The organism is Rhodococcus sp. ZPP (assembly GCF_017656075.1).
GTDB classification, from domain to species: Bacteria; Actinomycetota; Actinomycetes; order Mycobacteriales; family Mycobacteriaceae; genus Rhodococcus_F; species Rhodococcus_F oxybenzonivorans.
The window spans coordinates 2,841,776-2,856,945 of the sequence record NZ_CP058638.1 but is presented as its reverse complement, the minus strand read 5'-3'; the positions used below and the strand labels follow the sequence as shown (position 1 = coordinate 2,856,945).

The 15,170-nt window shown below is 64.4% G+C and carries 13 protein-coding genes and 1 pseudogene; 4 read left to right on the top strand and 10 right to left on the bottom strand.

The window, feature by feature from the left end:
• Positions 1-30: 30 nt before the first annotated feature.
• From HYG77_RS13600 to HYG77_RS13565, 8 genes are read right to left on the bottom strand one after another with little or no spacing between them, the layout of a single operon-like run.
• A complete protein-coding gene (locus tag HYG77_RS13600; protein ID WP_208962919.1) occupies positions 31-1,203 on the bottom strand; it encodes an acyl-CoA dehydrogenase family protein in 1,173 nt (390 codons plus the stop codon).
• 42 nt (positions 1,204-1,245) lie between these two features.
• Positions 1,246-3,093 (bottom strand): fatty acid--CoA ligase FadD11, encoded by a 1,848-nt coding sequence (gene fadD11, locus HYG77_RS13595; protein WP_109326080.1) that lies wholly within the window; start codon positions 3,091-3,093, stop codon positions 1,246-1,248.
• On the bottom strand, positions 3,090-4,049 hold the full coding sequence (locus tag HYG77_RS13590; protein ID WP_208962918.1) for an SDR family oxidoreductase: 960 nt from the start codon (positions 4,047-4,049) through the stop codon (positions 3,090-3,092). Before HYG77_RS13590 ends, fadD11 begins: the two co-directional genes overlap by 4 nt.
• A 2-nt stretch (positions 4,050-4,051) precedes the next feature.
• Positions 4,052-5,536 carry an aldehyde dehydrogenase family protein gene (locus HYG77_RS13585; RefSeq protein WP_208962917.1) on the bottom strand — a complete coding sequence of 495 codons (1,485 nt, stop codon included), beginning with the start codon at positions 5,534-5,536 and terminating at the stop codon, positions 4,052-4,054.
• Positions 5,533-6,045: an SRPBCC family protein gene (locus HYG77_RS13580; protein ID WP_109326083.1), complete on the bottom strand. Its 513-nt coding sequence runs from the start codon at positions 6,043-6,045 to the stop codon at positions 5,533-5,535. Before HYG77_RS13580 ends, HYG77_RS13585 begins: the two co-directional genes overlap by 4 nt.
• A complete protein-coding gene (locus HYG77_RS13575) occupies positions 6,042-7,142 on the bottom strand; it encodes a PDR/VanB family oxidoreductase (protein ID WP_244461304.1) in 1,101 nt (366 codons plus the stop codon). The genes HYG77_RS13580 and HYG77_RS13575 overlap by 4 nt, the downstream gene beginning before the upstream one ends.
• A gap of 15 nt (positions 7,143-7,157) precedes the next feature.
• Entirely contained in the window at positions 7,158-8,072 is a 915-nt protein-coding gene (locus HYG77_RS13570) for a metal-dependent hydrolase (protein WP_109326089.1), read from the bottom strand.
• Complete coding sequence (locus HYG77_RS13565; protein ID WP_208962916.1) at positions 8,069-9,604, bottom strand: NAD(P)/FAD-dependent oxidoreductase; 1,536 nt, start codon at positions 9,602-9,604, stop codon at positions 8,069-8,071. The genes HYG77_RS13570 and HYG77_RS13565 overlap by 4 nt, the downstream gene beginning before the upstream one ends.
• Positions 9,605-9,748: 144 nt before the next feature.
• Here HYG77_RS13565 and HYG77_RS13560 point away from each other — a divergent pair, with 144 nt between their 5' ends.
• A complete protein-coding gene (locus HYG77_RS13560) occupies positions 9,749-10,420 on the top strand; it encodes a TetR/AcrR family transcriptional regulator (protein WP_208962915.1) in 672 nt (223 codons plus the stop codon).
• Positions 10,421-10,431: 11 nt separating this feature from the next.
• Here HYG77_RS13560 and HYG77_RS13555 read toward each other — a convergent pair whose 3' ends face one another.
• Positions 10,432-11,058, bottom strand: a complete 627-nt coding sequence (locus HYG77_RS13555) for a TetR/AcrR family transcriptional regulator (protein WP_208962914.1) — start codon at positions 11,056-11,058, stop codon at positions 10,432-10,434.
• Between the two features lie 123 nt (positions 11,059-11,181).
• Here HYG77_RS13555 and HYG77_RS13550 point away from each other — a divergent pair, with 123 nt between their 5' ends.
• Together HYG77_RS13550 and HYG77_RS13545 are read left to right on the top strand one after the other, a co-directional pair.
• On the top strand, positions 11,182-12,192 hold the full coding sequence (locus HYG77_RS13550) for a Rieske 2Fe-2S domain-containing protein (RefSeq protein WP_208962913.1): 1,011 nt from the start codon (positions 11,182-11,184) through the stop codon (positions 12,190-12,192).
• 76 nt (positions 12,193-12,268) lie between these two features.
• A complete protein-coding gene (locus tag HYG77_RS13545; protein ID WP_208962912.1) occupies positions 12,269-13,357 on the top strand; it encodes a dihydrodipicolinate reductase in 1,089 nt (362 codons plus the stop codon).
• 55 nt (positions 13,358-13,412) lie between these two features.
• Here the strand turns inward: HYG77_RS13545 and HYG77_RS13540 are convergent.
• A pseudogene (locus tag HYG77_RS13540) lies at positions 13,413-13,607 on the bottom strand (TetR family transcriptional regulator C-terminal domain-containing protein); the annotation flags it as partial.
• 242 nt (positions 13,608-13,849) lie between these two features.
• Between HYG77_RS13540 and HYG77_RS13535 the strand changes: the two are divergent.
• Positions 13,850-15,091 carry a reverse transcriptase family protein gene (locus HYG77_RS13535; RefSeq protein WP_208962911.1) on the top strand — a complete coding sequence of 414 codons (1,242 nt, stop codon included), beginning with the start codon at positions 13,850-13,852 and terminating at the stop codon, positions 15,089-15,091.
• Positions 15,092-15,170: the final 79 nt, after the last annotated feature.

The window sequence follows — 15,170 nt, the reverse complement described above, 5'->3', positions numbered from 1 at the left end:
CTACCAGAAAGGCGCACGGGCGCGGAGCGCCTAGAGCGTGCGAGAGATGAGTTCCTTCATGACCTCGTTGGATCCGGCGTATATGCGCTGGATCCGGGCGTCGGCGTACATCTGGGCGATGGGGTATTCGAGGATGTAGCCGTATCCTCCGAAAAGCTGTACGCAGCGGTCGATCACTGAGCACTGCTGGTCGGTGAGCCAGTATTTGGCCATTGCGGCCGTGGCGACGTCGAGCTCACCGCGGAGATGCTTGACGATGCAGTCGTCGAGGAAGGTCCGCGACACCCGGGCGATTGTGGCGCACTCGGCCAGTTCGAAGCGGGTGTTCTGCAGGTCGAACAGGGTCTTGCCGAACATCGTCCGAGACTTCGCGTACTCCGCGGTGAGGGCGACCGCGCGTTCGATCGCAGCGACTGCGGCAACACCGCAGATCAATCGCTCCTGGGGAAGCTGCTGCATCAGTTGGACGAAGCCGGCACCCTCGGTCGGACCGAGGAGATTCTCGGCGGGCACTCGGACGCCGTCGAAGAACAGTTCGGTGGTGTCCTGCCCTTTCTGTCCCACCTTGTCGAAGATTCGCCCCCGCGTAAAACCCGGAGTGTTGTTGTCGACTTCGGCGACGATCAGCGACACACCCTTCGCGCCGAGGGCGGTATCGGTCTTGGCGGCGATGATGACGAGGTCGCAGTTGTACCCGTTGGAGATAAAGGTTTTTGCGCCGGTTACGAGGTAGTCGTCGCCGTCCCGCACAGCTCTGGTAGAGATGCTCTGCAGGTCCGATCCGGTGCCGGGTTCGGTCATGGCTATCGCACCCACCCACTCACCGCTGGTGAGCCGGGGAAGCCACCGTGATTTCTGTTCGTCGGTTCCGTACGCGTTCAGGTAGTGCGGAACGATCCCTGAGTGGACGCCCAGCTGAAGCGAGTGGTCCCCGGCCATCACCTGTTCGTGGAAGAGGACCGCATCGTGTGCGAACGTGCCACCACCCCCGCCGTATTCGGTGGGAATGGACATGCCCGACAGGCCGAGTTCGCCGAGCGTTCGGTAGGTGTCCCTGTCGGGGAATCCCTGCTTGGCAAAGCGCTGTTGGTGGGGAGTCACCTCCTTGGCGAAGAAGTTGCGCGCGAGTTCGGCTACGGCGGCGAGATCCTCGTCGATCCAGGCGGAGTCCGTCAGTGTCGACGCCGAGTGTGTGGTGGTCATCGTGTTCTTTCGTCAGCAGGGTCGGGTTCGCAAAAGGTGCTGTCAGCCTGCGACTGCGGGCGCCGTGTCGGCGCGACGGAGCGCGGCTTCGTGGACACCCTCGGGTGCCGGCTGGGCGTAGAGATTCTCGATCTCGGCAGCGTATTTCGCGGCGATGGGTTTGCGGCGCAGCTTCATGGTGAGGGTCAATTCGTCACTGCCGGGCTCCCAGAAAGAGGGAAGGATAGTGAACTTCTTGATCTGCTCGACCCGCGAGAGGCGGGCATTTCCTGCGGCGACAGCTTCGGCGACCACTGCGACAACAGCGGGGTGTGCTGCCAGAGTCGCGGCATCCGCCTGTACATCCAGCTGAGCCGCATATCGTGCTGCCGCGTCGGGGTCCAACGCGATCAGTGCGGTGTTGTACGGTCGGGCATCACCGATGGTGGAAACGTTACCGACGAGCGAGGACTGGGCCTTGATCGCGTTCTCGATCCCGGCTGGTGACATATTCTTGCCCGAAGAGTTGATGATCAACTCTTTCTTTCGATCGATGATGGTGAGGAATCCGTCGTCGTCGACGGTCACGATGTCTCCCGTGGACAGCCATCCGTCAGCGTCGACTGCCTCCGCCGTTTTCTCCGGCTCGCCGCGGTACCCCTTCATGACCAGCGGGCCGCGGACGAGCAGCTCGCCGTCGTCGGCGATCCGCATGTCCATGCCGGGAACGATTTTGCCGACCGTTCCCAGTTTGGTGGGGTCCGCAGGAGCGGCGCTCGCGATGCACGTCAATTCCGACATGCCCCAGATTTCCGAGATGTTCAGACCGAGCGCGCCGAAGAATGCCAGGGTGTCGGCGGGGATGGGGGCCGCGCCGGATACGGCCCACTTCAGGGCGTCGAATCCGAGTTGCGCCCGCAGCGGCGCCAGCACTCGCGTTTCTGCAGAAACGAATTCGGCTTCGAGTTCCGCGGGTACGGGTTGGCCGGCCCGCAGCATCGCAAACCGGCGGGCGCCCACCGCGAGGCCCCATTGCAATCCCTGGCGCCGGGTTTCCTCCGGCTCGTCGGCTACCGCCCGCTCCACTGCGACCTGGAGCTTTTCCCAGACGCGTGGGACTGCACCCCAGATGGTCGGCCGGCAATCGGGGAGGGCGGCGGCGATCTGTGAGATCTCCTCGACAACGGTGATTTCGGTGCCGAAGACCATCTGGAAGTAGAGACAGGTCATCCGGTCAGCGATGTGCGCGGATGGCATGAACGAGGTGATCCGGTCGCCGAATTCGATCGGCAGGATCTCGCGCACTGCGCTGGCCTCGAACAGTAACGCGGCGTGTGTCGATTCGACCCCCTTGGGATTTCCGGTCGTCCCCGAGGTGTAGATGAGCGTGGCAACGTCGTCCGGTTGCACGGCTCGCCAGGCCGAGTCGAAGTCGAAGTCTGCGGGACGCAGCGTTTTCATCTCGTCCAACGAGAGGGTTCCGGCTGGTGCGGTCGCCGAGTCGCCATCGACGACGACGATCCGCGAGGGCTGCACGCCGGATTCTCTGATTCGTTCGACGTACTGCGCCTCGCACACGACCACCTTCGCTCCCGCATTGCGGAGGACATGGGCGATGGCGTCCGGCGGTGAGGTGTTGTAGATCGAGAACGAGGTGGCACCGACGTGTTGGGCACCCACGTCCACCGGGTAGAAGTCGAGGCGGTTTCCCATCATGAGTGCCACGGTGTCCCCGCGCCCGACGCCGAGCCCGGCGAACCCGGCCGCCACGTCCCGTACCTGTTCCGCGTAGTCCCGCCAGGTGAGTACTTCGGTGCCGCCCACGGTGCGGAGCGCGATCGATTCGGGTTCGATGGCTGCGACGCGTTGAAACGCCTCGCACAAGGTGATAGGAGCTCGAGTCGGGGTCATGGCATCTTCCTGGTGGAGGGGGGTGATCCGGCAGCGGTTGAGGTGGCAGGTCGAGCCTCGAGTTCACGGATGAGCTCGTGGCAGTCGTGGTCGGCAGCGAGGTAGCCGTCTGCGAAGACATTCACGAGTCCGCGCCCGAGCGCCCAGGGCTGCCAGGCCGCGGGCGCCAGGGTGCGTCCGGCGCGTCGGGCGATGGCGTCGGCAATGACGGTCGCGGCGTCCTCGGCGCTGATACGGCGCCGCAACGGCCGCGGCAGGCGGGCATCGAGTTTCCGACCGAGCTCGTCGTCGTCCAGCGTTGCGCGAGCCAGTTGGGTGTCCACCATGCCGAAGTAGGCGACACCGGCGGAGGCGCCATAGCCTGCGAGTTCGAGGCGCAGAGCCCGGCCGAGTTGCTCGACGGCCGCCTTGCTGATCATGTACGACGCACCGGCGAGTCCGGGAGCGAACGCAGCCGCGGACGACACCACGACGATGTGGCCACGCCGTTCGATCACTTCGTCGACGGCCGGACGGACGGTATTGAATACTCCGGTGAGGTTGATGTCTATGACCCGATCGAAGGCGGCGGGGTCGATTCGGCGAAGAGTGGCCGGGGGCGGTGTCACTCCGGCGTTCGCGATAACCACGTCGAGCCGTCCTGTCCGTTCGATCACCTCCTGCACGGCTGCACTCATGCCGTCCCGGTCGCGGACGTCGGCGACCAGAGTCGAGACGCGTTGCCTTCCGAGTACGAATTCCGCTGCGGTAAGGGCGGATCGGTCGATGTCGATCAATGCGACTGTTGCTCCGCGGGCGTGCAGTGTGCGGGCTGTGGCCAATCCGATGCCGTCGCCGCCGCCGGTGATCAGGACGACTTTGCCTGCGACGTCGTATTCAGCCCCCTTGCCGGGTAGCGGCAGTCCCAGGTCACGCAGTGTGCGGGTGACTGCCGATCGCTTCCTGAAGGTCGCCATCGTCAGTTCCTTCCGTGGAGCAGTGTGATGAGGAAGCGGACGAGCGAGTCGACCCATCGTGTGCGCCGGAATGTCGTGAGCGGCAGAACAGAAGGGAAGCGCTGTCGGGTCATGGCCCGTGGAAAAGTGAATTCCTTCAAGCCGTCCGGGCCGTGGACGCGACCGAATCCGGAATCGTCGACCCCGCCCAGGGGCAGACCTGGAACGGCCGCGTAGAGAACGTAAGAATTGACGGAGACTGCACCGGTGCGAATCCTCCGCGCGATGTCCTCGCCGTGCCGGCGTGAGAAGACGCTGAGACCCAAACCATATCGGCTCGAGTTGGCCCGTTCCACGGCCTCGTCCATATTCCGAACTCGCGACACGATCAGGGTGGGGCCGAAGGTTTCCTCGGTCACCGCGACGCTGTTCTCCGGCACGTCCACGAGAATGGTGGGTTGCACGAACTGGCCCTCGACCGCGTCAGGCCCGCCGAGCACCACCCGCCCGCCCTTGTCGATCGCATCGTTGATGTGGCGACGGACGACGTCGACCTGCGAGGGCATGGTGATCGGGCCGATGTGCGCATCCATGTCCGAGCCCGCACGAATGCGGGACGCGTGGGCCACGATTCTGTCGAGAAATTGGTCGAAAATGCTCTCGTGCACGTACACCCGCTCGACCCCGAGGCAGGTCTGTCCGGCATTGGACAGCCCACCCCACACAGCGGCATCAGCCGCAGAATCGAGGTCCGCGTCGGAGTTGACGATCAGTGCGTCCTTGCCGCCGCATTCCATAAGGACGGGGGTGAGCGTTTCCGCGCACACAGCCATGACTTTCTTGCCGGTCGAGGTGGACCCGGTAAATCCGATCTTGTTCACGCCGGATCGGCACAGCGCAGCTCCCGTGGAACCGTCGCCGGTGACGACCTGCAACACGGGATGTTCCGGCACCGCTTGGGTAAAGGCCTCGACCAGCCACACCCCCACGCCTGGGGTGTACTCGCTCGGCTTGTAGACCACTGTGTTCCCGGCTGCAAGGGCGAACGACAGCGACCCGAGCGGAGTGAAGATCGGGTAGTTCCACGGTCCGATCACACCGACCACCCCGAGGGGGAGGTATTCGACACTGGCCGATTGGTTGAGGGTGAGCGCGCTCGAGCGGACAGTGCGCCGGCGAAGTACCTTGCCGGCGTTGTTCGCCGCCCACGCGAGGTGTTCCAAGGCCATCGCGATCTCGAGCATCGCGTCTGCGCGTGGCTTCCCCATTTCCATGTGGACGAGGTCCGCGAGTTCCGTTGCTCGCCGGGCGATGATGCCACGCCAGGCATCGAGCCGGTGGGCTCGTTCGTCGAATCCCAGTGAGGCCCACCAGTCGGCGGCGTCACGCGCACGGGCTACGGCGTCATCGACGTCGCGTGTCGAACCGAGGGGGTGAACGCCGACAACCCGTCCCGTTGCCGGACTGATCACATCGAAGGTGGAATCTGCAGCCGTGGTGGTGGTCATCGAGATGCACCCTTCGGATGGTCGAGTGCCTTGTGGGCGAGGCCGCGCGCCCATCCACGCGTCACGCGGCGGAGGACCGGCTGGGACCACGCGATCAACGGGGTGAGCATGGGCGTGGTCTCCATAGCGAAAGTCCAGGTGAGCCGAGTGCCGTCCGGGTGCGGGTCGAGCGTGATGTCTTCGGCGAACCGACGGAAGCCGGGCCTGGACGCGCTTTCGGCGGTGAAGGTGATCTGCCTGCCCTCTTCCCAGCGGTAGAAGCGTTCCCGCAGGGCCGCTGCACCGTGACCGAGTGTCACCGTCCTTGTGGTGCCGATGCCGAAGGGTCGAGGTGAAGTCCAGTCGCTTGCGGTGATGAGCGACGACCAGGACACCAATGCGTCGTGGGCGGTGAGAACACTCCACACGTGTGCAGGGTCCGTCGACAAGTAGACGACGTGCACGATTCGGAATCTGGCGGTCTTCAGGAACTCGTCGTCTGCGGCGGCGAGCGGGTACCAGCGCGTCATAGGTCGATCACCAGAGGTCCGCCGGCAGAGCGAGAAAGGCAGATCAACATCGAGTCCTGTCGCTCGGCGTCCGTCAGGATGCGGTCGCGGTGTTCGACGTCTCCGGCGAGGACCCGCACTCGACAGGTGCCACAGAAGCCCTGCTGACACGAGTAGGCGACCCCTGGGATTTCACGGCGTATCGCGGTCAGCGCGGTTTCGTCCTCGGCCACCGATACGGTCGTTCCCTGTTTCGCGAGGCGTACGTCGAACCGGTGCCCATCGACCACGGGCAATGCCGAAAACCGTTCGGTGTGCAGGGAGCCGGTCGGGTTGAGCGTGTGCATGACACCGCGTGCAGGGGTCATCAGCGGTGTCGGTCCACACAGGTACACGGCTGCACCCGGTTCCGCGGTGGTGAGAATCTCGGTGATGTCGGGTGGGCCGGATTCGTCGTCCGGTCTCACTTCGACCCGGCCGGTGTATCGCGCGAGTTCGTCGAGGAACGGCATGGTGGTGCGCGAGCGGCCGAGATACACGAGTCGCCAGGATTGTCCCCGCTCGTCACACTTTCTCACCATCGGCAGGATCGGTGTGATTCCGATACCGCCGGCGATGAACAGATACGAGTCGGCAGTCACCAACGGAAAGGCATTGCGCGGACCGCGTATGCGCACGCGGTCCCCGGCTTCGAGCGTCTCGTGGATTTCCTTCGAACCGCCCAGGCCGCCGTTGATGCGGCGGACGGCGATGCGGTATGACGACAGATCGTCGGGGTCACCGCACAACGAGTACTGACGCTGCCGGCCCGACGGCAGGAAGACGTCGAGGTGAGCACCCGGAATCCAGGACGGCAACGTGCCTCCGTCCGGCGACGTCAAGGTGAGGCTGACCACGTCCTCCGCCTCCTGCCTCACCTCGTCGATGGTGAGGGTCATGCCGAATCCATTGTTGCGTACTGGATTCGGTCGTGACAGCCACGATGCGGCACGGCTCGCCGCGAAGACGTGCCGGTACGCGACCGTTGCCTGCGCCGCCAACCGGAGCGCTCGAGTGGGCTCGAACTCAGTTCGGTCGGAGGCGGGGTCGTCGATCCCGTCCGAGTGGGTCGTCATCATGAGTGGTCTCTCTCGCTAGGAGCGGTTGACTGCGGGGGACTGTGCGAGGTAGCGCATCGCGATATCCATGTCGCCGATCTGCGACGGGTGGAAGCTGGGGCGCAGGTATGGCGGAATCTCCGTCACCAAGAATTTGAGGTTCGGCACCAATCCGCGCCGGATCGCGCTGATCAACTGCAGCGGCCAGAAGCGCCCCTTCTCGGTGGACGGGTCCGCTCGGAACAAGTAGTTCATCGACGACAGGAACAGGACGATGAGGGTAAAACTGGCGATCAGAGCCGTGCGCACCCGCCGCGCATAGCTGCCGTCCACGTACATGAAGGCGTCGAAAGCGACATTGCGGTGCTCGACCTCTTCGGCGCCGTGCCACCGGACCATGTCGAGCATGACCGGGTGCATGCCCGCCTTCTCGAGGGCCGGGTCGGTCAGCAACCACTCGCCGACGACAGCGGTGTAGTGCTCCATGGCGGCGAACAGGCCCAACCGTTCGCACAGCCAGGCCCGTTTGGCGCGGCCCGACAACCCGCGATCACCCAGGATCCGGTCGACGAGCCAGTCCATCTTGCGCGACATCGGCGTAATGTCCATGCCGAGCTCCGCGAGATGCTCGCGTGCCCCCTTGTGCGAGGCGGCGTGGGTCGCCTCCTGGCCCACGAAGCCCACTACTTCCTCGTGGAGTCGTTCGTCCTCGATCAGGGGCAGTGCCTCGGCCAGGGTCGCGGACATTGCACGCTCCCCTTCGGGAAGGACCAGGTGCATGAAGTTGATGACGTGCGTTGCCATCGGCTCTCCGGGAATGTAGTGCAAAGGCACTCCTTCCCAGCTGAACTCGACGTCACGAGCCGTGATTGCGTGGGATTCGTCCGTGTACCGGCGCGCGCCTGCGGGGTCGACCACCGGTTTCCGTCCGATGCGGGGGAAGGTCATCATCCTGCTGTCCTCACTGTCGGTTGCGACGAGATTCCCGCTCGTCGGGTGACGTATTTGGCGAGGTCCGCCCGCCGGGTGCGTGCACGGAAACTCCGGTTGAAACCCGGGTAGAAGGTGAAGTTGCGGCCTTCACCGCTCAGGTAGTAACTGGCACAGCCGCCGGCGTTCCACACCGATTTCTGCAAACGCTCGTCCACGTCGTCCACGAACGCCTGCTGCACCTCCGGGCGGACGTCGATGCTTGCCATTCCCTGCGCTTCCATCTGCTGCAGAGCGCTCAGGATGTATTTCACCTGGGCCTCGATCGTCACCACCTGGGAGGTGTAGGTGACGGAATTGGGGCCGAGCAGCATGAAGAAGTTGGGAAAGCCGCTGATCGTCGTGCCGAGATAGGCCCGGGCATTGCCGTCCCAGGCCTCGGCCAACGTGCGGCCGTCCCGCCCGCGCACCACGTCGAACGCCGGATTGTCGGTCAGCCTGAAGCCGGTGCCCATCACGATCGTGTCGAGTTCGTGCAGCGTGCCGTCGACGGTCACGATCCCGTTCGGTCGCACTTCCAGTATTCCCTCGGTGACCACCGCGGCGTTCGGTTGTGCCAGTGCCGGATAGTAGGCGTTGGAGAACGTCGGACGCTTACACCCGAAGGCATACGTGGGAGTGAGCTTGCGTCGCAGTTCCGGGTCTCGGATCTGGCGTTTGAGGTGCGCGCGGCCGAGGCTCGCGAGACCTTTCAGCAGTGCGGGTCGATACACGAACCCCGGGACCATCGCCTCCTGCACCAGATCGAGTCCGGTCCGTGCGAGCCGTTGGACGAGGGGTATCCGCTCGAACAGTGTCCGGGGCCATCCGGTCATCGGCTGGTCGGGATGGGGGAGTATCCACGTCGGAGTCCGCTGGAACACCGTCAACGATCCGGCGATCGGCTGGATTCGCGGAATGATCTGCACTGCCGACGCGCCGGTTCCGACGACGGCAACTCTGTCACCGGACAGATCGTGCTCGTGATTCCACGCCGCGGAGTGGAAGACCGTGCCCTCGAAGCTGTCGAGTCCGGGTAGGTCCGGGACTGCGGGTTCACTGAAGGGACCCATGGCCCCCACGAGAATTCTGGCTTCCCAGCTCCCCTGATCGGTCGTCACGTGCCAGACCTGCGCGGCGTCGTCCCAGGTCGCGTCCCGCACCTCGCAGTTCAGACGCAGATGCGGCACTATCCCGAAGTCCTCGGCGCAGGCGCGCAGATAGTCGTGGATTTCAGGCTGCAGCGGGTACAACCTCGTCCAGTTCGGATTCGGCGCGAACGAAAACGAGTACAGGATCGACGGGATATCGCACTGGGCCCCGGGGTAGGTGTTGACCTGCCACGTTCCACCAACCTCACTCGCTCGATCGAGCACGACGAAATCGTCGATGCCGGCTTGTTTCAGCTGCATCGCCGTTCCGAGCCCGCCGAACCCGGCGCCGATGACGAGTACATGCACCTTCTCGCGACTGTCGTGGACCGGGCATTCAACCGGTTGTGTAGCGCTGACCATGTGGGGCGTCCTCCTCGTCGATGCCGCCGTATGGCCTGACAGTAGAAGTGACATCAATCAATGTCAACAGCAGCTGATGTCAACATCTTGTTCGAGTGATCCCGTCGGAAGGTCCCGGGTCCGCGGTAATGAGACGATGGAGGCATGACCGAGACCGAGACCGCTCGCGGCGCGCCCCGGAAATGGCGGGGCCGCGAGCCGGAGGATCGCCGCGCCGCACGCCACGAGCAATTGATCGAGGCGGGTCTGGACATCATGGGCACGGAGGGTGCGGCCGCGACGACGATGCGAGCCACCTGCCGCCGCGCGGGTCTCACCGAGAGGTACTTCTACGAGAGCTTCAAGAACAGGGACGAACTGCTGATCGCCGTTCTGGATCGGGTCGTCCTCGGCGCCCGCGACACCTTGATCGCCGCGCTGGGGACAGCTCCGGGGGAGCCGCGGGAGCTGATCAGACACGTCGTGCGGTCCTTCACCGACTACGTGGCCACCGATCGACGTCGGGGACGGATCATGTTCGTCGAGTCCCAGAGCGTTCCGGAACTCGCCCAGCGCGGAGAGCAGCTGGTCAAGGAGTTCACCGCCCCGATCGCGGCGTCGCTGGAAATATTGAGCGACAGCGCCGAGCCTGATTCCCTTACCATCGCGCTCAACTCCATCGCAATCTTCGGCGCTCTCGCCTTCCTGTACCAGCACTGGCTCGCCGGAAGCTCGCGAATCTCCAAGCGGCGCATAGTCGAGCATGTCTCGCTCGTGATCGAGGCTCAGATCAATGTCGACAGCACTCCGCTCGAAGCCGGTGAACGGTCACCGTAGTTCGAGCAGCATCAGGGCTCGAGGTAGGCGACTATCGCGTTGGTGAGCCCGCGCCTGGCAAGGTCCAGATCGGTGTACGTGCCGAGTTGTTTCTCCGAGGTGATGCCGCGCATCGCGCCGGGAATGAATGCAGCCACCTCGGTCACGCGGTCCGGATTCACGTGGAGACCGGCGAAAGCGCGATGACAGGTGTCGAGCCAGGCCTGTCTCCAGGACGCGAACTCGGCTGCGGTCGACGGATACAACCGTTCGAACTCTTCGCGATCGTGCGGCAAGGCGGCGCGGAGGGTTTCGATCGCCCGTGAATCGCTGCCGGTGAGCCCGTCGTACATGTTGTCGATGATGGCCCGTACCCGTTCTCGCAGTGGGGCAGTGGCCGGCGCACTCGCGGGCATGTCACCCCGACGCTCGGCGGTGTGGCGCAGCACTGCGGCCCACAACCCGTCGATGTCGCCGAACTGGTACTTGATTGTCCCCCAGGTTGCGCCGATGTCCTTGGCGATGCGGTTGCCCGAGACCGCGCCCGGATCACCGGACGCCAGCGACCGTACGGCGGCATCGAGCATGTTCTCGCGGGTTGCCAAGCCACGCTTGTTGCTGCGCCTGCCTGCCACGCCCGTTTCTGTCACCTCGCCCATGGTAGTAGCACGGGCGATGCGCCGAACGACTCCACTCGCGTGAATTCGCAGAACCCTCTACCAAATAGTCGTAGAACCCTCTATGATTTCGTCGAGGGTCGAATCGTAGAAGAGGGGTTCCGAATGGCGAAGACACCTCTGCCGATGAAGCCGACTGGATGGTTCCAGGTCGCGTGGTCCGCCGAGATCGGCGCCGGGGAAGTCGTTCGGATGAAGTACTTCGGCACCGAGATGATTGCGTGGCGGTCTATGTCGGGGCAGGTCACCGTCATGGACGCCTACTGCGAACACCTGGGTGCGCACCTGGGCTACGGCGGCACCGTCGATGGCGAAATTCTGCGGTGCCCCTTCCATGGTTGGGAATGGAACATGCAGGGGCGCAACGTATGTATCCCTTACGAGAAGCAGCCGAACAAGGGCCGGCGAATCCGCACGTACCCCGTCACCGAACACAGTGAATCGGTCTTCATCTGGCACGACGTGGATCGGCGCGCGCCGTACTTCGACGTCGCCGACGCCCTCTCCGGGTTCGACGACGGGCACAGTGGCGCCGACTACTACCCTGCGTACGGCTACAGCACCCTGTTCGAGACCGGCCTGGAGATCCATCCGCAGTACGTGATGGAGAACGGCGTGGACTTTGCGCATTTCAAGTACGTGCACAACACGCCGCTCATTCCCGAGTTCACCCGCCACGACTTCGACCAGCCGGTGTCCTACGTCGACTTCACCATCGCGTTCGACGACGTACCGGCCGACGAGGTCAACAGCGGTGTGCAAGCGATCAACAGCGGAGTCGGAGTTGCCGCCACGAAGAGTTGGGGGATGATCGACAACCGGACGTTGACCGCGGTTACCCCGATCGACGAATCGACCTCCGATGTCCGATTCACCGTGTGGATCGGTCGTCGCCCCGGTAACGGATGCGCCGAACCCCCTCCCCGGGCCCGCAAGCACGCACAGGGAGTCATCGAGCAGTTTCAAAACGACATCCATATCTGGAAACACCAGCGCTACTCCGATCCTCCTGCCTTGTCGCGTTCGGAATTCGAGGGCTTTACCGCGCTTCGCAAGTGGGCCAACCAGTTCTATCCCGCCGATGTCGAATCGAAGGCCGCCACTGCAGTTCGGTGACGTGAGTCACTCCGATCATGTCCGCCAGTGGCACCAGTTCCGTTCGTGAGATTCCCAGAAAGGCACTTACCCGCCAATGAGCACGACACACGCACCGATCCGCGTCTTCCAGGTCGCGAGCGGCAACGTAGGTTCGGAGATGATCAAACGAATCAGCGCCCACCGAGACCTGGAACTCGTAGGCTTGCACTGCTATTCGCCCGATAAGATCGGCCGGGACGCCGGCGAGATCGCCGGACTCGAGCCGATCGGGGTGACGGCGACCGGAACGATCGAGGAGATCATCGCCGCACAACCCGATGTGCTGACCTTCCATGGAGTGTTTCCCGACGAGGCGCTCTACGAACGCGTCCTGGAGGCGGGCATCAATATCGTCACCACCGCAGATTTCATCACCGGTCATCATCGCGACAGAAACCATCCACACCCGTCAGGGAGGAAGGTCACCGAGGTTCTCGAGGCAGCCTGTCAGCGTGGCGGGTCCACCTTTTACGGCACTGGAATGAACCCGGGACTCTGTCAGATCCTCGGAGTTGTCCACTCCGCGGATGTGGCCGAGATCGAGAACGTCACCGTGATCGAGTCGGTAGATGTGTCCTGTCACCACTCGGTCGAAACGTGGAAGGAAGTCGGTTACGGCAAATCGATCGACGACCCCAGCATCCCGGGATCCCTGGAGAAGTACACCCGCGTGTTCTCCGACAGCGTGTACATGATGGCTGACTGTTTCGACCTCGAGCTCGACGAGGTGGCGTTCACCTACGAGCTCGGCGCCTGCACGAAGGACGTCGACCTGGGCTGGTATCGGATGCCCAAAGGGTCTCTGGGTGCCAACTACGTCAAGTACCAGGGCATGGTCGACGGTGTACCCCGCATCGAGTCCCATCTCGAGTGGCAGATGACACCACACACAGATCCGAGCTGGAACATCAAGGGCTGCTACATCACCCAGATCACCGGCGACCCGAATATCTACAGCAAACACATTATATTTCCCAAACCCGGTGTACGCCTCGATAACCCGGAAGACTTTGCATCCATCGGTATGACTGTTACCGGACTGCCGGCATTGAACTCCCTCCGGAGTGTCGTCGCGGCGGCACCAGGGATCAGAACAAGTGCCGACATGCCACTGCGCGGATTCGCCGGCCGCTTTGTGAGATAGCGACCTTCCGCGAGGCTCCCTCGCGGGCGCGGCGCACCTCAGGCCTGATCGCGGTTCACGCCAGACCGCGGAGGTGTTCGGCGATCATGCGCTGCGCCGTTTCCGCGGTATCGGTTTCGTTGAGCAGGGCGTGCATCGCGGCCCCGTCGACGAGTGCGTGCAGTCGCATCGCCTCGGCATCGATGTCGCGCTTCGGTGCGACATACCCGTGCGCGGCAAGCCCGGCCAGGATCGATGCGCATCCGGCGCGTAGTTCACGCGACGCCGTCGGCCCGGAACCCTCCGAAAGCGGCTGACTTTATGGCATTCTCACGAGGTGCGACGGTGCAGGGGTGAGAGTGGGGTGGCCGGTACGCCGGCTGCGACCACGTCAGGGGTAACCCCTGGCTCGGCATTGTTCACCGGAGGCACCGTCCGACGCACGACCGCACGCTCCGCGTGCTTCGGCGCGCCGCAGACGACAGGTATCGGTCGCCTCTCACCGTCGCACGCATGACAGGGCGTCGCGCCCTGTCCTCGGCTGTGGCGCGTCGCCTGGCCGCGGTGGCGACGTCGGGTTCCTGGACGCGAGCCGCGATCGCCCAGCGGTTCGAGGAGATCGGCACCCCGGACGCCGACCGGATCGCAACACGATTGTTCGACCTTCTGCCCACTCCTCCGGTGGAGGGGGTCGACAGCGTGTACCGGTTGCTGTCGGAACTGCCGCACATCGACGAGCCGGCTCCGGTGGTAGAGCAACCTGACCACGAGTGGAGGTTCGACGTTCCGAAGTGGACCCACACGGTCGCGGTGGCGCAGGCGGTCGGTCTCACCCCGGCGGAATTGGACTGGTTCGCCGATCCGGGTGAGTGGCTGCGGAACAAGGCGCCTACCCTGCAGCACTACCGCTACCGAATCCGGTCGGACCACCGATTGCTGGAAGCACCCAAGGAACGGCTCCGCGAGGTGCAGCGCCGAATCCTGAGGGGTCTCCTCGATCGAGTACCTCCGCATGCCGCCGCGCACGGCTTCGTGCGCGGGCGCAGCGTTCACACGTTCGCGGCACCGCATGCGGGTCGAGATGTGGTGGTGCGGATCGATCTGCGTGCGTTCTTTCCGTCGATTTCCCAGGCTCGGGTGCGGGCGGTTTTCGACTCGCTCGGATATCCGCCACGGGTGTCGCGTGTGATGACGGGACTCTGCACCACCTCCACTCCACCGGACGTTCTCGCGAGGCTTCCATTCGACACGGCGAGCCGATTACGGGGGTCACACCTGCCGCAGGGGGCGCCGACGTCGCCGGCCCTCGCGAATCTCGTCGCGTATCGGCTCGATCGACGGCTGACCGGACTGGCGCGGTCCTCCCGAGCCGAATACACGCGGTACGCCGACGATCTCGCGTTCTCCGGCGTCGACCTCGCGGCGGACCGCCTGATCTCCGCCGTCGGCCGGATCGCGGCGGACGAAGGGTTCTCGGTACATCCGCGCAAGACGCGGATCATGCGAGCGCACCGACGGCAGCACCTGGCGGGACTCGTGATCAACTCGCACGCGCAGGCCGCCCGCACGGAGTACGACCAACTGCGTGCGCTGCTCTTCAACTCCCTGCGCACCGGCCCGGATCTGCAGAACCGGGACGGGAGGCCGTACTTCCGCGAGCACGTGTACGGGCGTATCGCCTGGATCGGGGAATCCAACCCCAACCGCAAGCGTGCGCTGCTCGCCCTCGCCGACCGGATCGAATGGACGGGGTGAGCCGAACCCTTGCGGCGACAACGCGGCAGTTGTTCGATGAAGAGAGGCGCACCATGTGTTCGGGCGTGCCGGCGAGGAG